This window comes from Pseudomonas sp. Leaf59 (genome assembly GCF_920984685.1).
Classification (GTDB): Bacteria; Pseudomonadota; Gammaproteobacteria; order Pseudomonadales; family Pseudomonadaceae; genus Aquipseudomonas.
In genome coordinates, this window is sequence record NZ_CAKLBR010000003.1 from 164,484 (window position 1) to 184,014 (window position 19,531).

General features: G+C 59.6%; 20 protein-coding genes, 1 tRNA gene and 1 pseudogene. 16 read left to right on the forward strand and 6 right to left on the reverse strand.

Translation table 11 applies throughout. The features are described 5' to 3' along the window. Positions 1-129: 129 nt before the first annotated feature. Positions 130-546 (forward strand): chemotaxis protein CheY, encoded by a 417-nt coding sequence (locus LUB09_RS04365; RefSeq protein WP_209980983.1) that lies wholly within the window; start codon positions 130-132, stop codon positions 544-546. 2 nt (positions 547-548) lie between these two features. Here the strand turns inward: LUB09_RS04365 and dkgB are convergent, their stop codons facing one another. Continuing rightward, the gene (dkgB, locus tag LUB09_RS04370; RefSeq protein WP_231421755.1) at positions 549-1,367 is read right to left on the reverse strand and encodes a 2,5-didehydrogluconate reductase DkgB; all 819 of its coding nucleotides are present in this window, start codon (positions 1,365-1,367) and stop codon (positions 549-551) included. 169 nt (positions 1,368-1,536) lie between these two features. Then, positions 1,537-2,616, reverse strand: a complete 1,080-nt coding sequence (locus LUB09_RS04375; protein WP_209980988.1) for a 3-deoxy-7-phosphoheptulonate synthase — start codon at positions 2,614-2,616, stop codon at positions 1,537-1,539. Positions 2,617-3,225: 609 nt separating this feature from the next. On the opposite strand from LUB09_RS04375, the gene LUB09_RS04380 reads away from it, so the two are divergent. Continuing rightward, positions 3,226-3,975, forward strand: a complete 750-nt coding sequence (locus tag LUB09_RS04380; protein ID WP_231421756.1) for a carbon-nitrogen hydrolase family protein — start codon at positions 3,226-3,228, stop codon at positions 3,973-3,975. After that, positions 3,976-4,407, forward strand: coding sequence for a GNAT family N-acetyltransferase (locus LUB09_RS04385; protein ID WP_209980992.1), 432 nt, complete (start codon positions 3,976-3,978; stop codon positions 4,405-4,407). It begins immediately after the preceding gene. Between the two features lie 34 nt (positions 4,408-4,441). Here LUB09_RS04385 and LUB09_RS04390 read toward each other — a convergent pair whose 3' ends face one another. Then, positions 4,442-4,621, reverse strand: coding sequence for a DNA-binding protein (locus tag LUB09_RS04390; RefSeq protein ID WP_231421757.1), 180 nt, complete (start codon positions 4,619-4,621; stop codon positions 4,442-4,444). Between the two features lie 141 nt (positions 4,622-4,762). Here LUB09_RS04390 and LUB09_RS04395 point away from each other — a divergent pair, with 141 nt between their 5' ends. The 5 genes from LUB09_RS04395 to LUB09_RS04415 all read left to right on the forward strand — a co-directional run bounded on the left by LUB09_RS04395 (position 4,763) and on the right by LUB09_RS04415 (position 8,492). Then, entirely contained in the window at positions 4,763-5,146 is a 384-nt protein-coding gene (locus tag LUB09_RS04395; RefSeq protein WP_209980994.1) for a helix-turn-helix domain-containing protein, read from the forward strand. Between the two features lie 150 nt (positions 5,147-5,296). After that, positions 5,297-5,938, forward strand: coding sequence for a response regulator transcription factor GacA (gacA, locus tag LUB09_RS04400; RefSeq protein ID WP_003190387.1), 642 nt, complete (start codon positions 5,297-5,299; stop codon positions 5,936-5,938). A 1-nt stretch (position 5,939) separates the two neighbouring features. Continuing rightward, positions 5,940-7,763, forward strand: coding sequence for an excinuclease ABC subunit UvrC (uvrC, locus tag LUB09_RS04405; protein WP_231421758.1), 1,824 nt, complete (start codon positions 5,940-5,942; stop codon positions 7,761-7,763). A 32-nt stretch (positions 7,764-7,795) separates the two neighbouring features. Continuing rightward, entirely contained in the window at positions 7,796-8,356 is a 561-nt protein-coding gene (gene pgsA / locus LUB09_RS04410; protein ID WP_003232771.1) for a CDP-diacylglycerol--glycerol-3-phosphate 3-phosphatidyltransferase, read from the forward strand. Positions 8,357-8,416: 60 nt separating this feature from the next. Next, a tRNA-Gly gene (locus LUB09_RS04415) sits at positions 8,417-8,492 on the forward strand. A 173-nt stretch (positions 8,493-8,665) separates the two neighbouring features. Here the strand turns inward: LUB09_RS04415 and LUB09_RS04420 are convergent. Beyond that, positions 8,666-9,004: pseudogene (locus tag LUB09_RS04420) on the reverse strand (dienelactone hydrolase); the annotation flags it as partial. A 36-nt stretch (positions 9,005-9,040) separates the two neighbouring features. Between LUB09_RS04420 and LUB09_RS23860 the strand changes: the two are divergent. Then, on the forward strand, positions 9,041-9,202 hold the full coding sequence (locus tag LUB09_RS23860; protein WP_269325479.1) for a topoisomerase DNA-binding C4 zinc finger domain-containing protein: 162 nt from the start codon (positions 9,041-9,043) through the stop codon (positions 9,200-9,202). Between the two features lie 152 nt (positions 9,203-9,354). Here LUB09_RS23860 and LUB09_RS04430 read toward each other — a convergent pair whose 3' ends face one another. Then, the gene (locus tag LUB09_RS04430) at positions 9,355-10,032 is read right to left on the reverse strand and encodes a GntR family transcriptional regulator (protein WP_231421760.1); all 678 of its coding nucleotides are present in this window, start codon (positions 10,030-10,032) and stop codon (positions 9,355-9,357) included. Between the two features lie 296 nt (positions 10,033-10,328). On the opposite strand from LUB09_RS04430, the gene LUB09_RS04435 reads away from it, so the two are divergent. The 7 genes from LUB09_RS04435 to LUB09_RS04465 all read left to right on the forward strand — a co-directional run bounded on the left by LUB09_RS04435 (position 10,329) and on the right by LUB09_RS04465 (position 18,469). Next, a complete protein-coding gene (locus LUB09_RS04435) occupies positions 10,329-11,414 on the forward strand; it encodes a phosphotransferase (RefSeq protein ID WP_231421761.1) in 1,086 nt (361 codons plus the stop codon). Between the two features lie 25 nt (positions 11,415-11,439). After that, on the forward strand, positions 11,440-12,795 hold the full coding sequence (locus LUB09_RS04440) for an aspartate aminotransferase family protein (protein WP_231421762.1): 1,356 nt from the start codon (positions 11,440-11,442) through the stop codon (positions 12,793-12,795). A gap of 192 nt (positions 12,796-12,987) precedes the next feature. After that, positions 12,988-13,656 carry a haloacid dehalogenase type II gene (locus LUB09_RS04445; RefSeq protein ID WP_231421763.1) on the forward strand — a complete coding sequence of 223 codons (669 nt, stop codon included), beginning with the start codon at positions 12,988-12,990 and terminating at the stop codon, positions 13,654-13,656. Between the two features lie 3 nt (positions 13,657-13,659). Beyond that, on the forward strand, positions 13,660-14,532 hold the full coding sequence (locus LUB09_RS04450; protein WP_231421764.1) for a GNAT family N-acetyltransferase: 873 nt from the start codon (positions 13,660-13,662) through the stop codon (positions 14,530-14,532). Positions 14,533-14,601: 69 nt separating this feature from the next. Next, positions 14,602-15,879: an NAD(P)/FAD-dependent oxidoreductase gene (locus LUB09_RS04455; RefSeq protein ID WP_231421765.1), complete on the forward strand. Its 1,278-nt coding sequence runs from the start codon at positions 14,602-14,604 to the stop codon at positions 15,877-15,879. 132 nt (positions 15,880-16,011) lie between these two features. Next, the gene (locus LUB09_RS04460; RefSeq protein ID WP_231421766.1) at positions 16,012-17,649 is read left to right on the forward strand and encodes an ABC transporter substrate-binding protein; all 1,638 of its coding nucleotides are present in this window, start codon (positions 16,012-16,014) and stop codon (positions 17,647-17,649) included. A gap of 178 nt (positions 17,650-17,827) precedes the next feature. Beyond that, positions 17,828-18,469, forward strand: coding sequence for a glycoside hydrolase family 25 protein (locus LUB09_RS04465; RefSeq protein ID WP_231421767.1), 642 nt, complete (start codon positions 17,828-17,830; stop codon positions 18,467-18,469). Between the two features lie 91 nt (positions 18,470-18,560). On the opposite strand, the gene LUB09_RS04470 is transcribed toward LUB09_RS04465, so the two are convergent. Beyond that, positions 18,561-19,337 carry a hypothetical protein gene (locus LUB09_RS04470; RefSeq protein WP_231421768.1) on the reverse strand — a complete coding sequence of 259 codons (777 nt, stop codon included), beginning with the start codon at positions 19,335-19,337 and terminating at the stop codon, positions 18,561-18,563. Positions 19,338-19,531 lie beyond the last annotated feature (194 nt).

Here is a 19,531-nt window from a genome sequence, read left to right on the forward strand (position 1 = left end):
ATTTATGGCCATTCGGTAAGTTTGGGACAACTCCTACGCGAAGGGGGAACAAGCCTGATTTTGTCTGCGGGATATGTCTGGAAAATGGGCCGCGCTCACTGACGAGCTCCGCCTGCGCAGGTACCCGACATGCCGAACAAAGCACTGACCATCCTGATTGCCGATGAACAGCACCTGCAACGACTGCACATCGAGAGAATGCTCAATCAGCTGGGATATCACCGCATTCTGCCGGTGCAAACCTTCGAAGAAGTCCAGATCCTGACGGGCATTCCGGCCGAGCCCTTCGATGTATTGATCATCAATGCGGGACTGGCGGCCCAGGCGACCGGGCCCCAGCCCCAGGCCCGTCATGTGTTGGTGTACGACCATCTGAACCTCGCCGCACCCGCCGGCGCAATGTCGACGTTGCCGGTACGTTTGCCCGGCGTTCCGGACACGGTCAACCTCAAGCACTTCATGGACATCATCGATCCCCCTGGGGCTTCGCGGGGGCTGCGGGTTTTACCGTGGCTGCGGGAGTTGTCCCGCAAGCCGGCTGCCTGAGTTCAATCCCACTGCGGTGCGATGCTCTTGGGGCTGGTCAACCGATGGCCACGTTCCAGGCTGGCAATTTGCGTCATGTCGTCGGCGCTCAAGGTCAGTTGCAGGGCTTTCAGGTTGCTCGCAAGGTTGGCGCGTTTGGTCGACGACGGAATCACCGCGTGGCCCAGTTGCATGGCCCAGGCCAGCGCCACTTGCGCCGCAGTGGCTTGGTGGCGTTCGGCGATTTGCTTGAGTACCGGGTCGTTGAGCACTTCGCCATAGGCCAGGGTCATGTACGAGGTAATCTGGATATCGTTGGCGTGGGCGAATTCCACCACCTTGCGGTTTTGCAGGTAGGGGTGCAGCTCGATCTGGTTGGTGGCGATATTCTCCGCGCCTACGGCGGCAATCGCCTGTTTCATCAGGTCGACCGTGAAGTTGGAGATGCCGATCTGACGCGTCAGGCCCAGGCGCTTGGCTTCCAGTAACTGGCCCATGAACTCGGCGACGGGTACCTGGTTTTGCGGTGACGGCCAGTGAATCAGCGTCAGGTCCAGGTAATCGGTTTTCAGCTTGCGCAGGCTCTCCTGCAGGCTGGGAATCAACTGGTCCTGGGCGAAATTGGATACCCATATTTTGCTGGTGATGAACAGCTCGTCACGTGGCACGCCACTGTCGGCAATCGCCTGACCAACCTCGGCTTCGTTCTCGTAGATCTGCGCCGTATCGATGGCGCGGTAGCCCAGTTCCAGGCCGGTGCTGACGGAGTCGATCACCACCTGGCCCTTCAAACGGAAGGTGCCAAGACCGAAGGCGGGGACTTTTTGCGTTGGGATGGACATCGGATGCTCCTGAACGGGTGTGAACAATGGAGTCGAGTATCCACGCGTCGTTCCGTTGGAAAAACCGCCGAATCCGCAAAGGACTGTTGACCGAGTGGCACGAATAGCGGTGCGACTCGATCAACGGTGGGAGGAAGCAAGCCCCCTCCCAGACTTTGATCTTTAGCGGTCAGGCGAGTGTGCGGGGGGCGCGCAAGCGTTCGGCCGCACTGCGCAGCAATTGCTCGGTGGCGGTCCAGCCCAGGCAGCCGTCGGTTACCGAGACGCCGTATTTCATCGACGCGCTCAACGGCTGGCAGCCTTCGAACAGGTGGCTTTCGAGCATCATGCCGATCAGCGACGTGTCGCCCTGCAAGCGTTGCTCCAGCACCTCGTTGAACACGGCCGGCTGACGCAGCGGATCCTTGCCGCTGTTGGCATGGCTGCAATCGACCATGACGCGTGCGGCCACCTTGGCGTTGGCGAGGTCTCGCTTTACCTGTTCTACATTCTGCGCATCGTAATTCGGCCCGCGGTGACCGCCGCGCAGCACCAGATGGGTATCGGGGTTGCCCGGGGTCTGGATGATCGCCGGGTGGCCCTGGCTGTCGACACCGAAGTGGCGATGGGGGTGGGCGGCCGAGCGCATCGCGTCACAGGCAATGGCGACGCCGCCGTCGGTGCCGTTCTTGAAGCCCACGGGCATGCCCAGGCCGCTGGCCATTTCGCGATGGATCTGCGATTCGGTGGTGCGTGCGCCAATTGCGACCCAACTGAGCAGGTCATCGAAGTAGCCGGCTGCCATGGGCTGCAGCAGCTCGGTCGCGACCGGCAGGCCCAGGCGCAGCATTTCGCGCATCAGCTCGCGCGACAGCGTGAGGCCGGCGGCCATATCGTCGCTGCCGTCCAGGTGCGGATCGTAGGCCAGGCCTTTCCAGCCGATGGTGGTGCGGGGTTTCTCGACGTAGGCGCGGATCACCAGCAGCATCTGGTCACTGACGTCCAGTGCCAGCTTCTTCAGGTTGCGGGCGTATTCCATGGCCGATGCCGGATCGTGGATCGAACACGGGCCGACAATCACCAGCAAGCGTGAGTCTTCGCCATTGAGAATGGCGCGCACGGCTTGGCGATGGGCGTGGATCTGTTCATTGAGGAACGGACTGAGGGGCAACTGGTGCTTGAGTTCAAGCGCGCTGGGCAGGCGCCGGGTCAGGGCTTCATTGGCGCAGGTCAAGGCGTGGAGGGGCAGGGCGGCGACGGAGGAGTTCATATTCAGGGCTTCCTGGGCAAGCGGCGGGCTATTCCCGCGCACTTGGCCTACTGGGGTGTTCGACAATTGGCCGGGTTGGCTACGGGTGTGGATTTGCCACCAGCGGGTGACCGATCGGAGGCGGCAGGCTGTCCCGAGCGGAGCTGGCTAAATCGCCATGCAGTGCACGTGTCGTAACGGTAATAGGTGGCGTAGTTCATGGCTTGATTCCTTGTGTAAGTGCAAAGTTGTTAAGGGCTGAAAAAACAAAACCCCCGATCGGGGAGCCGACCGGGGGTTAGATTTCTCTGGTAGGCGACCCCTTGAACAGTGGGCGCCGATTTCAGGTATCAGGCGCGCCAGTGGCTAAACCAATACCCAAAATAAAAGCTGACCAGCGCGCTCAAACCGCTCACGCGGGCAGCCGCAACCGAGCGCTGGACGCTGGCAGCCGGGCTAACCTGAGGGTGAGTGAGTTGCAGCATGGTCGCTCTCCGAAATGATGGTGCCGAGCTTACTAGAGGCGCCCTGGCAGATTCAATCAGTAATTTCTATTGCCCGCAGGTACTTACCGCTATGGGGTGAGTGCCGATATGCTGGTCGCCTGTTGATGATTGATCGGATGCGACCATGACTGCCCTGACCCTTGCTGCTGCGCAATCCATTTCCATTGCTGGCGATGTGCCGGCGAATATCCAACGGCATGTGGCGCTCATGCGCGAGGCGGCTGAACAAGGCGTGCAATTGCTGATATTTCCCGAGCTGTCGTTGACCGGGTATGAGCCTTCGTTGGCGGCTGAACTGGCAATCGCTCCGGAGGACGCGCTGCTGTTACCGCTGCGCGAAATGGCGCGCGAACTTCAGATAACGGCGGTGGTGGGCATGCCGATTCGATTGACGCCGCAGGCAGGCGTGCTGATTGGCGCGCTGGTGCTGGGCGCGGACGGCGGCCTGGCGCTCTACACCAAGCAGCACTTGCACCCCGGCGAAGACGTGGCCTTCGTTGCAGGGCAAGGTGGTGCCGCTCTGGAATGGGGGAGCGACCGAATCGCACTGGCGGTATGTGCAGACTTTTCCCGCGCCAGTCATCCTCTAGCTGCGGCGCAGTCAGGTGCCAATATATATGCCGCCGGTGTACTGATCAGCGAAGGAGGGTACGCGGGGGACAGTGCGCTGCTGCAGGGCTATGCCGTTGAACACAAACTGCTGGTGTTGATGGCCAACCATGGTGGACCCTCGGGTGGCTGGGCCTGTGCCGGGCGCAGCGCAATCTGGGCGGCGGATGGCCGTTTGCTGGCAGCTGCGCCTGGCATCGGTGATGCGCTGGTGATTGCCCATTGCGATGGCGATCAGTGGGCTGGCCGGGTGGTGGCGCTGTAAATGGCCTTTCACTTTCGCGCAGCCACGCAGCAGGACTTGGCTTTTGCCCGCACGCTCACCCACGAAGCCATGAACAATTACTACCAGCAGTACGGCTTGCTGTGGTCTGACAGAGGCTTCGACATGGCCTGGGCAGATCGGGAAAACTGGTTGATTTGCCGCGACGCCGATGTCCTGGGTTTTATCAGCCTGAGTCGCGACAGCCGGGCGCTCTATATCCGCGAGCTGCATATGATCGAGGGCTGTCGTGGTCTGGGTGCGGGAAGCTGGGTGCTGCAACAGATGGCGTTAAAAGCGCAGGCGCCAGGCCTGTTGCGGTTGACCGTGTTCAAGACCAACCCGGCGCGCAGGCTCTATCAGCGCATGGGCTTCAGCATCGTCGGTGAAGAGAATTGTTTCTGGCGAATGGAGCAGATTTGCCGCGCAAGCTGACCATGCGTCAAATCCTAATAAGCGCATACTGCCTTCAGGAACCGAATTCCTGATCTTCGTTCTGGCTCTCAGCCTCAGCAAGGATGATCCCTTCTTTCATGCCCAAAAGGACCGCTACCTTATGGGCCTCCCCACGCCGCCCCTTTTTGCGCCCAGCGAACACTTGATAGGTGGTTGCCGGATCTACACCCTGTTCACGGACGAACGCTTGCACAGACTTTCACTGGTGTTCCAGCCAGGCCTTGGCTTGTGCAGCGGTCCGAATTCCGGGCATAGTTCAAAACCGTTCAAGTTTGTTTAACCAGGAGGTGAGTGTGTCATCTCTTGGGGGGTTCAAATAGGATCATGCATCCAAATGAGTGGAATCAGTTCACGTTTAAGGCAAGAAAGAGAGCGGCTTGGCATGTCGCAAAAAGTTTTTGGTGAGATTGGCGGCGTGGAGGCCAACGCACAAGGTAAATATGAAAGTGGCGGTCGGGCGCCTAAAGCCGACTACCTGTCTCGTGTGGCGGAGAAAGGCGTGGACGTGCTTTACGTGCTGACGGGCAACGCTACGCCGATTCAACTGGCGCATCTGAGCCAGATCGAAGAAAAAGTACTGGGTGATTACCGTACGATGTTCAAGGAGGACCAGGATGCGATCCGCCGTCTGACGTCGACCCTGGCTGAGCACTCCCTTAAGGTGAACGGCAGAGTTACGGCGAACGGCAAATCCAGGCAGCCGCTTCAGGATTCCTGACGGTTTACCCAGGAAAAAGCGCCGTTCGTCATCCGACGAACAGGCGCGCGGCGCCAAAAAATCATATATGACACGTGCAACTAGGTCTGTGCCTTGGTTTTTTGCTAAGGTGTTCGGCAATGTATAAAGACCATTTCGCGAGGTGTCTGCTTGATTAGGGTGCTAGTAGTCGATGACCATGATCTCGTTCGTACAGGCATTACACGAATGCTGGCTGACATCGACGGCCTGCAAGTAGTCGGCCAGGCCGAATCAGGAGAAGAATCCCTGATCAAGGCCCGGGAGTTGAAACCCGATGTGGTGTTGATGGACGTCAAGATGCCCGGAATCGGCGGGCTTGGGGCAACGACCAAACTGTTGCGCAGCCATCCGGACATCAAGGTCGTGGTGGTCACCGTGTGCGAGGAAGACCCGTTTCCAACTCGTCTGTTGCAGGCCGGTGCCGCCGGTTACCTGACCAAGGGCGCAGGCCTGGCAGAAATGGTACAGGCCATTCGCCTGGTATTTGCCGGCCAGCGGTATATCAGTCCGCAGATCGCCCAGCAGTTGGCCATCAAGTCTTTCCAGCCCACCAGTGATTCGCCGTTCGATGCGCTGTCGGAGCGGGAAATCCAGATTGCCCTCATGATCGTAGGCTGCCAGAAGGTGCAGACGATTTCGGACAAGCTGTGCCTCTCACCCAAGACCGTCAACACCTACCGTTATCGCATTTTCGAGAAGCTCGCCATCAGCAGTGATGTTGAATTGACCCTGCTTGCGGTGCGTCACGGCATGGTGGACGCCAGCGCCTGACATGACCACGCCGTTCGATCCAAGTGCCTTCCTCTCGACCTGCAGTGGCCGCCCCGGCGTGTACCGCATGTTCGACAGCGAGGCGCGCCTGCTGTATGTCGGTAAAGCCAAGAACCTGAAGAACCGTCTGGCGAGCTACTTTCGCAAGACCGGTCTGGCGACCAAGACCGCCGCCCTGGTGGCGCGTATCGCCCAGGTCGAAACCACCATTACCGCCAACGAAACCGAAGCGCTGCTGCTTGAGCAGACGTTGATCAAGGAATGGCGGCCGCCCTACAACATCCTGCTGCGTGACGATAAATCCTACCCCTACGTCTTTTTATCCGATGGCGCCTTTCCGCGCCTGAGTATTCACCGTGGGGCCAAGAAGCAGAAGGGCAAGTACTTCGGACCCTATCCCAGCGCTGGCGCGATTCGTGAAAGCCTGAGCCTGTTGCAAAAGACCTTTTTTGTGCGCCAGTGCGAAGACAGTTTCTACAAGAACCGTACGCGACCGTGCCTGCAGTACCAGATCAAGCGGTGCAAGGCGCCTTGTGTCGGCCTGGTCGAGCCTGCGGAGTACGCCGAGGATGTGCGCCATTCGGTGATGTTTCTCGAAGGGCGCAGCAATGCCCTCACCGATGAGCTCTCCGGCGCCATGGAGCAGGCGGCCAGTACCCTGGATTTCGAGAAGGCCGCCGAACTGCGCGACCAGATCTCACTGTTGCGTCGCGTGCAGGATCAGCAAAGCATGGAGGGTGGCACCGGCGACGTCGATGTGATCGCCGCCTTCGTCAACCCCGGCGGTGCCTGCGTGCACCTGATCAACGTTCGCGGCGGCCGGGTGCTGGGCAGCAAAAACTTCTTCCCGCAGACCGGTATCGACGAAGAAGTGGCCGAAGTCATGGCCGCGTTCCTCGGCCAGTACTACGTGAGCAGCCCGGAGCGCGATCTGCCCTCGGAGCTGATCGTCAACGTGGTACACGAAGACTTCCCCACGCTCATCGAAGCGATTCACGAGTTGCGCGGCCGCGAGCTGGCCATCAGCCACCGCGTACGCGGCACCCGTGCGCGTTGGCAGCAATTGGCCGTGACCAACGCCGAACAGGCCCTCAGCGCGCGCCTTGCCAATCGGCAGCATGTTGCCGCACGGTTTGACGCGCTGGCCGAAGTCCTCAAACTCGAGGAGCCACCACAGCGCCTGGAATGCTACGACATCAGCCACTCCAGCGGCGAAGCCACCGTGGCCTCCTGTGTGGTGTTCGGGCCGGAAGGACCGATCAAATCCGATTACCGGCGCTACAACATTGAAGGCGTGACGGCCGGCGATGACTACGCGGCCATGCACCAGGCCCTCATGCGCCGCTTCAGCAAACTGAAGGAAGGTGAGGGCAAGCTGCCCGATATTCTCTTGGTGGACGGCGGCAAGGGCCAGCTGTCGATGGCCCGCGACGTGCTTAATGAACTGGCAGTGCCGGACCTGATCCTGCTCGGCGTGGCCAAGGGGACGACGCGCAAGGCCGGTTTCGAGACCTTGTACTTGAATGATGCCGCCCATGAGTTCACCTTGAAGGGCGATTCACCTGCGCTGCACCTGATTCAACAGATCCGCGACGAAGCCCACCGATTCGCCATCACCGGCCACCGCGCCCGTCGTGGTAAAACCCGACGAACCTCAACCCTGGAAGGGGTGGCAGGGGTAGGGCCGACGCGCCGACGTGACCTGCTTAAACATTTTGGTGGCTTGCAGGAGCTGTCCCGTGCCAGCATTGACGAAATAGCCAAAGCACCCGGTATCAGTAAAAAGCTCGCTGAGCTGATTTATGCAAACCTGCACAGCGAATAGAATGCCTTTCCACCTCGTAGCCAGTTGTGCCGATGAATATCCCTAATCTGATCACCGTTCTACGCGTCCTGCTTATCCCGATTTTCATTCTGTTGTTCTATTTGCCCTACGAATGGAGCTATGCGGCGTCAAGTTCCGTGTTCGCTTTCGCCGCCGCCACCGATTGGCTCGACGGCTACCTGGCCCGCCGACTGGAGCAGAGCACGCCGTTCGGCGCGTTCCTCGACCCCGTGGCCGACAAGCTCATGGTGGCCGTTGCCCTGGTATTGCTGGTGCAGGAACACGGCAATCTGTGGCTGACGCTGCCGGCCGCGGTCATCATTGGCCGCGAGATCGTGGTCTCGGCCCTGCGCGAGTGGATGGCCGAAATCGGCGCCCGCGCCCACGTTGCCGTTTCCAACATGGGCAAGTGGAAAACCGCCGCGCAAATGCTTGCGCTGGTCATTCTGCTGGCCAACCCGTCGGACTTCTCCTTCTGGGTGCTGACAGGCTACGCCTTGTTGTTGATCGCCGCCGGCCTGACCCTGTGGTCCATGCTCCAATACCTGCGCGCTGCCTGGCCGCATCTGCGCACTACCGTCGAAAAGAAATAAAACTTTTTTGAATCAAGGTGTTGACGAGCGCCGAGGATTCTATAGAATGCGCGTCACCAAGCGGGAATAGCTCAGTTGGTAGAGCACGACCTTGCCAAGGTCGGGGTCGCGAGTTCGAGTCTCGTTTCCCGCTCCAAGATTCAGAAAAAAGCCACTCAGATGAGTGGCTTTTTTTTGCCTGAGAAATGTCTGTACTCAGGTTGACAGGCTACTTTCGGCTAAAAGCGGACGCTGGATAGCGTAGGCAGCATGTCTCCGAGATCGCAGTCTCCATCCGTGGTAATCAGTAGCGATTGCCCTGCGTATCGGTTAATGCTGAAACCACTTCGCCAGAAAACGGCTGATCTGCTGAATCACTGCCCGCGGCCGAGCCCCTCACCATCCCGGCAAATCATGCCATCCCCGGGCGAGCTCTCTTCAATCAACGCCATACCGCCCGGCCTGCAGATTGACCTAAAGCTGAAGTGCGTGGCGTCGCCAATCTCCACGTACTGCGTGGTTGTTTCAGGCATGCGCTTGACCCTGTCGGCGGACTCCAATTCGGGCGACATGTCCTCCGTTGGCACCCCCCCCCGCAATCACCAGAGCCAGCACCGGCAGGGCGGCCAAGCTGGCGCTGGTGACGCCGCGCGCCAGGCCCAGGTCCAAAAGTGTGTTCTGGCATCGGTTCTTCCTTGGTTACCCATTGAGGCTTCAGCGTGTGGTTCGTCAGGGCCATCTGCAGCGAATGTTTGTCCGAGCTGCGGTGCTCTCATGATTCGTCGTACCGCACGTAAGGGTAAGCATGCTGGGCGTCAGTTTTGGGGTTGCTCCAAGTTTCCTGTATGTAAAGGTACGAGAAGCTAAGGCCTATCTCAGTGGTAGTTCCCGGAGTGGCGCAGACGTTGATAACTGCCAATGCGAATTCAGCCTCAAGCACGCCCGTAAGCAACGCGATGAAGCGCGACCGTCGCTGGCTTAGAACATCAATCCCGTGCGCGCCACGTTCAAGATAACGCTCATCGCCGACTCTCGAAATTCGCGCGCAACAGCTTCGTGCTCAAATCCTCCCAGTGCTCGACAAACGCCGCCCGAGCCGTCTCGAAATCCCGACTGCGCAAGCACTCTATCAAGTGCTCGTGGTCGGCGACGATGTCCTTGGGGTCTTCGTAGCAGGGTTGTTGCAGCACCAGCAGCAATTCGATCTCGCTCTCCAGCATGGCGTAGCTGCGTTGTAATCGCGGGCTGCCGCTGGCGCGGATTATTGCCCGGTGAAAGTCACCATCGGCAACCACAACCTCTGAACGGGGCGCGTCGGCGGGGGTCTGGCGCAACTTTTCCACGGCGCTCAGTGCGTCAGGTGGGATCACGCCGCTCAGAATAATCATGCGCACCGCTTCGGTTTCCAGCACCCCGCGCAACCTGGCGATATCCACGATTTCGTTCGGCCCGAACTCGGGTATGCAAAAGCCGCGATGCGGCACTTTGAGCAGCAGGCCGAATGAAACAAGCAGCTGCGCAGCGCTGCGGAACGTGTTGCGGGCGACTTCGTATTCCTCCGCCATTTTGATGTCGCGCAGAAATTCACCGGGCTCGAAATCACCGTTCAGGATTCTGGCTTTGAGCTTGGCAGCCAACACCTCTACCGCCGACAGGTTGGCGGCAGGGGCTTGGATGTTGGTGGTCAGAAAATTCATTTCGTGCAAGACCCAGGTGGAGGCGCGGCTGAAGGCGATTCTAATACGTGTTGGGGATATTGCACCAGTGAGGATCTGAGTAGTCTCGATAATTGTGCGACAACTACAAAAAATCAAAAAAATTTTAATTTAATTATTTTTATTAAAATACAGATAGTTATGCGTGAGTCGTGTGTTTTTCAAGACGGATTTTCAGCGAATCTCTATTTTCGCCTCTTTAAAATTAAAAAGTTGTAGCACAATATTGCTCCATCGAAGGCTGCTCTACACGGTCTTCCAAGGCCTGGAGTTCAGCAATGCGAGAGATGCACGAAGCTGTAGATACGGACGGCCTTACGGCGTTGCAGGGCGATCTGGCGGCCCCTTTTACCCCGATTGCATTAGAAAAGGCCGGGCTGATTCTGCAGGATCAGTTCGGGATCAAAGCCGATCTGACGCGCTTCTCGACGGAAAAGGACGACACATTTCGCTGTGACACGGCTGACGGAAAATCCTGCGTTCTCAAAATTTCCAACCCCCGGGAAGTGCCGGTTGAGCTTTCGCTGCAAATCGACGTCATGCGTCACATTGGGCATACGGCCCCTGAGCTTCCGGTTCCCAGGGTTTACCCCTCGCTGCAGGGTGAGTACCTCACGCCCATCGAGACGGCCAATGGCGATGTCAGGCACGTGAGGCTGATGAGTTTTCTGCCGGGCATGCCCCTGGATAAAACCAGCGCGAATGCTGAAATTCGTGAGCACATCGGCGAAATGCTTGCACGCCTGAGGTTGGCCACCGCCGGGTTTTCCCACCCGGGCGAGTCTCGAAAAGTGTGCTGGGATGTTCAGCACCTGAGCACGCTTGAGCCCTTGATGAGCTACGTGCCCGAGCGCGCGCTTCGGCAGTTGCTGGAAAAGGCGCTCACTCGATTCCTGGATATCGAGGGATTGATTGCCGGTTGTCGCAAACAGGTGCTGCATAACGACTTCAATACCTCAAACATCGTCGTTGACCCGCACAACCCGACGTCCGTCAGCGGCATTATCGACTTCGGTGACGCCGTCAAAACGGCCATTGCCATTGATGTTTCCACCGCAATGATGAACCAGTTGGGCGTGGTCGGCGCAGGCAACGACGTGGATATCTTTGCCCCGGCAAACGATGTGCTGAGGGGGTATTTGCGTGTCGCCGATCTGACCGCCGAAGAGCTCTCCCTGATTCCCCATCTGGTCATGGCGCGTCTGGTCACCCGAGCCCTGCTAACCACCTGGAGGTCGCAGCTTTTTCCGCAAAACAGTGCCTACATTCTCAGGAATGCTGCCCCAGGCCTGGCTCAGCTGGACTGGATACTGGGCCGTTCACCGTCACACCTGTCAGCGCTTCTGATGCCTTTTGCCGATTGATCCATCCTTGAGAGTGAGGATTCAAATGAGTAATGCAAAAATCGAGGCTGTCCGCGGTGATATGCCCAACGGCTTCAACCCGGCCCATACCGAGCACCTGGACGCAGCGGCGCGCGAGCATATACAGCGGCGCACCAACCTGCTGGGGCCTGGCTATCGGCTGTTCTATAACGAACCGGTAGGCGTGGTCCGCGCCAAGGGTGCCTACCTCTACGACAAGGACGGTAACGAGTACCTGGACGCCTACAATAATGTGGTGTCGGTAGGGCATTGCCATCCGCGCGTTGTGGCGGCAATCACCCAGCAAATGAACACCTTGTGCAGCCACACCCGGTACATGCAGGAGGGGATTCTTGATTATGCCGAGCAACTGCGCGCTACCGCAGACGGTGAGATGGCGGCCGACGGCCAGATGATGTTTACCTGCAGCGGTTCGGAAGCCAACGATCTGGCAATCCGTATTGCACGCCATCACACCGGCAATACCGGCGTCATCGTCACTAGCGAGGCCTACCACGGCAACTCGGCAACGGTGGCGGCTTTTTCGCCGTCGCTGGGTGCCAATGCCAAACTCGATCCCTATGTACGTCGCGTGCCCGCGCCGGATTCTTACCGTATCCCGCGTGAAGCATTGGGGCGCTATATGGCCGATCAGGTCTCTGCCCAGATCCAGGATATTCAGCGCCATGGCGGCGGGGTCGCTGCCTTCATTGCCGACTGCCTGTTTTCGTCCGACGGGCTGTTCTGTGATCCGGTGGACGTGTTCGGGCCGATTGCCGACGTGGTGCGCAAGGCCGGCGGCCTGTTTATTGCCGATGAGGTGCAGTCGGGATTTGGTCGCAGCGGTACGCATTTTTGGGGCCATCAGCGCCACGGCGTGGCTGCGGACATCATCACCATGGGCAAACCCATGGGTAACGGCTACCCCGTTGCCGGGTTGATGGTGCGCCCGCAGGTGGTTGAAAGCTTTGGCCGTGACATGCGTTATTTCAACACCTTTGGCGGTAACAGCGTGGCCATTGCTGCCGCCCAGGCCACCCTCGACGTCATCCAGCAAGAGCAGCTCATGCTCAACGCCAAGCGCATCGGCGGACTGATCCTGGCAGGTCTCAGGGACCTCGCCGAGCGGTATGAGCAGATTGGCGACGTGCGCGGCACGGGCATGTACTTCGCCGTCGAGTTGGTCACAGACAGGGCCAGCAAAACCCCGGACATGAAGACCGCGCTGCGGCTGGTCAACCATTTACGTGAAAAACGTGTGCTCATTTCCGCCACGGGACCTGACGCAAGCATCCTGAAAATTCGCCCACCCCTGATCTGGACCGAAAGGGAGGTGGGGCGGCTGCTGGACGCCCTGGAGAGCGCTTTCGCGGCGTTGTGAAAAACACACGCCGGCTGCCTCGGCAAAGTCTGCCGGAGCAGGCCTCTCAAACAGTGTTTTGTACCAGTTAAACGTTACTTTCAATCGGTTTACAGGGCGTCAGGGTGTTTCAATAAATCCATCACAAACCGCCGTGTGCACCGAGTAAGGCTTGACCCGTTGCGACCTCATTAATCATTCAGGACTGCACTCATGAGCTTTCTTCGCCCCAAGTACATTACTTTCGACTGCTACGGCACGTTGACCAATTTCAAAACCGCTGCCTTGACGCGCGAGTTTTTCGCCGATCGCGTCCCGGCCGAGCGGATGGATCAGTTCATCAAGGACTTCGCAGCTCATCGGCTCGACCAGGTGATGGGCGACTGGCGACCCTATGACGAGATTCTCAAGACAGCCCTGGCGCACACCTGCACGCGTTGGGGGATTGAATACCGGCAAGAAGGCCAGCTGTATTACGACGCAGTGCCGACCTGGGGCCCACACGCGGACGTACCCGCAGGGCTTTCAAAAATTGCCGGCAAGATTCCCTTGGTGATTTTTTCCAACGCCATGGATGAGCAGATCATGCACAACGTCGACAAGCTTGGCGCACCCTTCCATAAAGTCTTTACCGCCCAACAGGCGCAGGCTTACAAGCCACGCCTGGCGGCGTTCGAATTCATGCTCGATAACCTGGGTTGCGGGCCGGAGGACGTGTTGCATGTGTCCTCAAGTTTTCGCTACGACCTGATGTCTGCCCACGACATGAAAATCAAGCACAAGGCGTTCGTTGCCCGCGGGCATGAACAGCCGGCGAACGCTGCCTTTGGCTATCACCAGATCCCGGACATTGGCGGGCTGCCAGGCCTGGTCGGACTCTAACCCATGAAAACCGCATCAGCGGAGCCTCAAGTGGTGCCCTTGCGCGCAGATCATCTGCCGCAGGCGGTCGATCTCTCACGCGCCTTGGCGTGGCCGTACCGTGAGGCTGACTGGCGCTTTGCCTTTGAGCTTGGCGCCGGTCTCGCGGTGGAGGCAGAGGGCCAACTGGTTGGCACTGCACTGTGGTGGCCGCAAGGCGAAAGCCATGCCACGGTAGGCATGATCATTGTGGCGTCAGCCATGCAGGGCAAGGGCATCGGGCGCGCGCTGATGGACGCTCTGTTGCAGCAGACCGGCGAGCGAACGCTGATGCTCAACTCCACCCAAGAGGGCCTGGCGCTGTATACCCGCCTGGGGTTCATCGCCCACGGGCGCATTTATCAGCATCAGGCGTTGCTGGAGCAGGCGTCCCATTTTGCCGGCCATGATGGGGCGCCTGTCAGGTTCATGCAGGCCGAGGATGAGCCGTCGGTGCGACAGCTGGACCGGGCTGCCACCGGCAGGGATCGCAGCGCATTGTTAAGTCACTTGTTCGACATCGGCAGCCTCCTCGTCGTTGATCACGGTGACGGCGTGGCGGCTTATGCCTGCGCGCGCGAATGGGGCCGTGGCGTGGTGATCGGTCCGGTGATTGCCAGTGGGTCAGAGGCCGTGCCGGATGGCAAAGCGCTTATCGCCGCACTTGCAGAGGCTCATCGAGGCCGTTTCATTCGCATCGACGTGACCGAAGACAGCGGCTTGTCACCCTGGTTGAGCGAGAACGGCTTGCCCTGCGTGGGTCATGCCACACCCATGGTGCGCACCACGCAAGCTACCCCCAACGCCGTTGAAACAGATGCGCGATTGTTTGCCCTGTCCAACCAGTCGATCGGCTGACCCCGGCAACCGCTGCAAAGCCTGCATGGCGCCAATGGCCCACTTACCCTCAGAGGATGGATGTTGCGTATGAAGATGATGCCCTATTGGCTGGACACCGCTCCCAGGTTTGCCGCGGGTGAACGTGACGCGCCCAGTGGTGAGGTCGACGTGGCGATTGTCGGCGCCGGTTTTACCGGCCTGTCGGCTGCCATCGCGCTGGCCAAAAAGGGCGCAAAGGTCGCGGTGTTCGAGGCCGGGCTGGTCGGCAACGCAGCGTCCGGACGCAACGGCGGGATGTGCAATAACGGCTTTGCGCAGGACTACCACGCGCTGTCGACCGCTATCGGACGCGAGCGCGCGAACCTGCTGTATCGCGCCTTTGACGCTGGCGTCAGTAAAGTGGAGTCACTGATCACGGAAGAGAACATTGACTGCAGTTTCAAGCGCGTCGGCAAGCTCAAACTGGCGGCAAAGCCTGAGCACTTCGACAAGCTGGCCCGGTCCCAGGCGCTCATGGCACAGGAATGCGACCCCGACACCTGCATGCTGACGCGCGAGCAGTTGAGCGGCGAAGTCGGCACAGACCGTTATTTTGGCGGGCTGCTCTTCGGCAAGAGTGCCGGCATGCACGTGGGCCGCTATGGTCAGGGGCTCGCCGAGGCCGCCGCCCGACGTGGCGTGCGTATCTACGAGCAGGCGCCGGTGCTTGGCCTGTCCCGTCAGACGGGCACCGTGCATCAGGTGAAGACGCCACGCGGCGAGGTGCGTGCCAAACAGGTCTTGCTGGCGACCGGCACGTCTGCGGTGGGGCCGCTTTCCTGGTTTCGCCGACGCATCGTACCGGTGGGGGCCTTCATCATTGTCACCGAGCCCTTGTCCGTCGAGATGCTCGACCGTCTGGTGCCGAGTCGGCGCATGTACACCGATACGAAAAACTTCGTTAACTACTTTCGCATCACGCCGGACAATCGTTTGTTGTTCGGTGGCCGTGCGCGCTTTGCCACGTCCAACCCTGCCTCCGACGCGAAAAGCGGGGTCATCCTGCAAAGAGCGCTGATCGATATTTTTCCCGAGCTGAGCGGTACGCGCATTGATTACTGCTGGGGAGGCATGGTGGACATGACCCGCGACCGGCTGCCCCGTGCCGGTGAGCACGACGGATTGTTCTACTCCATGGGTTACAGCGGCCACGGCACGCATATGGCGACCTACATGGGCGCGATCATGGCCGAGGTGCTCGATGGTCGCGCCGACCTCAACCCATGGCGGGACTTTGATTGGCCCGCTATCCCGGGGCATTTCGGCAACCCCTGGTTTCTGCCGTTGGTGGGCGCCTATTACCGGTTTCAGGACTTGGTGCGCTAAGCCGCGACCTGGATCGTGACACGCTGCACGCTAGTTACATTGATGTTGGCATCACCGTCGTTCGCGTTTGAAAGGACGTTCCGCTCAGTCGGGACACGCCGTTTTTCTCATTTTTCGACAGGTACAACTGAAATGACCGACACCGAAATCGACTCCCAACTGATCAGCGGCCAGGAAAGTCTGCGCGTCTTCGAAAGCCTGAATCGTGATGTCTCTCGACGCAGAACGCTGCAGATGCTGGGACTCGCCGGTGTCGCCGCCGCCGGGGCCGGTAGCCTGTTCGGCGCCGCCGGCAAGCTGCTCGCCGATGAAGCGGCCGCCCCCGGCAAAGGCAAGCCCGGTGGACGTATCCGTGTCGCCGGCATGAACAGCTCGACCGCTGACACCCTCGACCCGGCCAAGGGTTCCGGCTCTACCGACTACACGCGCCATTACATGTTTTACAACGGGCTGACGCGTTTCGACAGTCACATGGTGCCGCAGCTGGAGTTGGCCGAGCGCTTTGAGACCACCGATGCCACGCTCTGGGTGATCACCCTGCGAAAAGAGGTGACCTTCCACAACGGCAAGCCCCTCACGGCGGCCGACGTCGTGTTTTCGTTGTTGCGGCACAAGGACCCCATCTCCGGCTCCAAAGTCCTGTCGCTGGCAGAGCAGTTCAGCGAGATCAAGGCACTCGGCCAGAACGAAGTGCAGATCCGCCTCACTGGGCCGAACGCCGAGCTGATGTCGATTCTCGCGGTGTCGCACTTCCTGATCGTGCCCGAAGGCACCACTGACTTTAACCTGGGCATCGGCACGGGGCCGTTCAAGGTCAAGGAGTTCAAGCCCGGCGTGCGCTCGATTGCCGTGCGCAATAGCCACTACTGGAAACCGGGGCTGCCTTACCTGGATGAAATCGAATTCATCGGCATTGCCGACGAACCTGCAAGGATCAACGCGTTGCTTTCGGGCGATGTGCATATCACCAATGAAGTCGACCCGCGCTCCACCGTGCGCATCAAGGCCAGCAACACGCACAAGGTGATTTCATCTCCTTCGGGCAACTACACCGACCTGATCATCCGGCAGGATCAACTGCCAGGTCAGAATCCGGACTTTACCCTGGCGATGAAATACCTGCTGGACCGTGAGCAGGTGGTATCCGCCGTGTTCAGGGGGTTTGCCGTGGTCGGCAACGATCACCCGATTGCGCCGAGCGCGCGATACTTCAATGCCGCGCTGCCGCAACGCGCCTACGACCCGGAAAAAGCCAAATTCCTGCTCAAAAAAGCCGGCATGGAGAGCATCACCATGCCGCTGTTCGCCTCGCCGGCGGCCACCGGCTCGGTTGAAATGGCGGTGCTCCTGCAACAGTCGGCGAAACAGGCCGGGCTCAAGCTCGACGTCAACCGCATGCCAAGTGATGGTTACTGGAGCAATCACTGGGCCAAGCACCCGCTGACGTTCGGCAACATCAACCCACGGCCGAACGCCGACGTGATGTTTTCGCAGTTCTTCAAGTCGAACGCCCCATGGAACGAGTCCGCCTGGAAGAACGAGCAATTCGACCAGTTGCTGCTGCTGGCCCGTGCCGAAACCGATGACGCCAAGCGCGGCACTATGTACGCCGACATGCAGACACTGGTGCACGATCATTGCGGCATTGGCGTACCGGTGTTCATCAGCAACATTGACGGTGTCGATCAGCGCGTCAAAGGCTATGGCGCCAATCCGCTGGGCGGTTTCATGGGCTATATGTTCGCCGAGCAAGTCTGGCTGGATGCCTGATCGAGGCAGGGTATCTATAAAAATGAGGTGCCTGAGCGCCTGTGGCGATTGAGAGGGCTGCGGGCGTGACCTTGAACGTTAACTCGGCGCCGCCCTGGAAGCGGTACTCCGATAGTGCATCTGGGCTGATCGCGGATGAAAAGATGCGACGACCAGATACCCACTACGGAGCGCAGAGATGAGTTGTGAAGAACCGATCAAGAATGAAAACGCACGCGGTATCGACGTGTCGCGCTGGCAGGGCAACATCGACTGGGCGCGCGTGGCGGGCGCCGGCATCACCCATGCGATAGCGAAGATGACCGAGGGCGGTGACTACACCGATCCCACATTTGTCGAGAACTTCCAGGGGATGAAGGCGAACGGCTTGAAGGCCGGGGTTTACCACTATTTCCGTGCGTTGAGCAGCACGCCGTGTGAGCAACTGGCCAATATCAAGGCGCGCCTTGCCGAGGTGGACTTCAAGCTCGGGCAGGACATTTTGGCTATTGATGTCGAGACAAATCGTAACGAAAGCGCCACTGCGGATCAGATGGCGGATGCCCTGTTCCAGTTGGTGACGCTTGTTCGGGTTTCGCTGCTGGAGGGGGCCTATCCGCATATTTATGCCTCGCCCAACATCTGGAACAACCGCGTGGCCTGGCACACATATGACTTTAGCGAATGCCCGCTGTGGATCGCCAACTGGAACGTCGCCGAACCTACAGTTCCGCAAACATGGAACAAGCAGGGCAAGAGTTGGCGATGGTGGCAGCACAGCAGCAAGGGACAGGTTGACGGTATTCAGGGGGCGGTGGATCTGAATTGGGTCAGGCTCTGATCGCAAGCAGCACAACGGCGCTTATGTGGGCCGTTGTCTGCTGCGCGAAGATCAGCGCCTGTTGCCCTCCTTGCCAGCGCTCTATCGACCGCTAAGCAGCAGGCCTGACCCGAAAGGCCAGAAACACCGGGCCTGCGGGAAAGGAGCTGATTTCCAGCTCGTCCAGTGGATTGAGCGTGTTCATGCGGCTGCCGGCGTTGCTGTACAGCGTATGGTCGCCCGCAGCGGCGAGGTTGATCTTGCCGGCGGCGGCCTGGATCAGCGTCACCTTGAACCCTTCGGTCACTTCCTCACCTATCGTCAGGGTGACGTCGGTGTTGCTGATGACCAGAATCGATTTGCCTGAATCGGCCATGGTCAGGGGGCGACTGCCGGTGATCGAGGTGTTGGTGTGCACGTGGCCACCGGCGTGGTAGGTCACCATCCTGGGGTCGGCGAAGACGCGGGCGAAGGCGCCCACGTAATTGACGCTGGCGCGCATGTCATCAAATTGCTCGACCACATAAGTGCCGATGCTGCCGGCGGTGTCGGCATCGGAGTCAAACACCCATTTGCGACCGACCATCAGCCCGATCTGGGTGTTGGTGCGTACGCCCGTGCGCAGTTCTTCGAGGTACAGCGTGCCGATCTGGCCGCCGCCCTTGCCCTGCACGTAGGTAAGCCGCGCAATGGAGTGGCTGTCGCCCGTCGGGCTGCCCTGGGAGGTGTCGACCCGATAGTCGACACAGTCTGCCGAGAGGATGGTGGTGGTGGTGTTGGTATTGGGGGCCCAGGTGAACTCCAGCACCCTGCCGGCCTTGGCCTGTTCCAGTGAGACAGTGGTCTGCGAAGTGGTGCTGGAGCCTGACTGCTTCAGATCGTCGGTCATGATACTTGTCCTTAAGTGAGGTGTGATTGAGCTGTTCATCCATACAGTAGTTGCGATGTGGTCGGTGCGCGAGGTGAGGCGACGAAATGCACGGGCGAGCCTCATTTGCCCGCAGCTTCGCCATCCTGATGGAACTTCAACTGTGCAACAGTCCTCCACCAAGGATGCCTTCCTCACCTGCCGCCAGAGCCGCC

Bases quoted from the DNA above. Each gene is read 5' to 3' on its own strand.
- LUB09_RS04365 (WP_209980983.1), top strand. From the start codon at position 130: ATGCCGAACAAAGCACTGACCATCCTGATTGCCGATGAACAGCACCTG.
- pgsA (WP_003232771.1), top strand. From the start codon at position 7,796: ATGAATATCCCTAATCTGATCACCGTTCTACGCGTCCTGCTTATCCCG.
- LUB09_RS04375 (WP_209980988.1), bottom strand. From the start codon at position 2,616: ATGAACTCCTCCGTCGCCGCCCTGCCCCTCCACGCCTTGACCTGCGCC.
- LUB09_RS04385 (WP_209980992.1), top strand. From the start codon at position 3,976: ATGGCCTTTCACTTTCGCGCAGCCACGCAGCAGGACTTGGCTTTTGCC.
- LUB09_RS04450 (WP_231421764.1), top strand. From the start codon at position 13,660: ATGAAAACCGCATCAGCGGAGCCTCAAGTGGTGCCCTTGCGCGCAGAT.
- dkgB (WP_231421755.1), bottom strand. From the start codon at position 1,367: ATGTCCATCCCAACGCAAAAAGTCCCCGCCTTCGGTCTTGGCACCTTC.
- LUB09_RS04435 (WP_231421761.1), top strand. From the start codon at position 10,329: ATGCGAGAGATGCACGAAGCTGTAGATACGGACGGCCTTACGGCGTTG.
- LUB09_RS04460 (WP_231421766.1), top strand. From the start codon at position 16,012: ATGACCGACACCGAAATCGACTCCCAACTGATCAGCGGCCAGGAAAGT.
- LUB09_RS04430 (WP_231421760.1), bottom strand. From the start codon at position 10,032: ATGAATTTTCTGACCACCAACATCCAAGCCCCTGCCGCCAACCTGTCG.
- LUB09_RS04465 (WP_231421767.1), top strand. From the start codon at position 17,828: ATGAGTTGTGAAGAACCGATCAAGAATGAAAACGCACGCGGTATCGAC.
- LUB09_RS04440 (WP_231421762.1), top strand. From the start codon at position 11,440: ATGAGTAATGCAAAAATCGAGGCTGTCCGCGGTGATATGCCCAACGGC.
- LUB09_RS04445 (WP_231421763.1), top strand. From the start codon at position 12,988: ATGAGCTTTCTTCGCCCCAAGTACATTACTTTCGACTGCTACGGCACG.
- LUB09_RS04455 (WP_231421765.1), top strand. From the start codon at position 14,602: ATGAAGATGATGCCCTATTGGCTGGACACCGCTCCCAGGTTTGCCGCG.
- LUB09_RS04470 (WP_231421768.1), bottom strand. From the start codon at position 19,337: ATGACCGACGATCTGAAGCAGTCAGGCTCCAGCACCACTTCGCAGACC.
- uvrC (WP_231421758.1), top strand. From the start codon at position 5,940: ATGACCACGCCGTTCGATCCAAGTGCCTTCCTCTCGACCTGCAGTGGC.
- LUB09_RS04380 (WP_231421756.1), top strand. From the start codon at position 3,226: ATGACTGCCCTGACCCTTGCTGCTGCGCAATCCATTTCCATTGCTGGC.
- LUB09_RS04395 (WP_209980994.1), top strand. From the start codon at position 4,763: ATGAGTGGAATCAGTTCACGTTTAAGGCAAGAAAGAGAGCGGCTTGGC.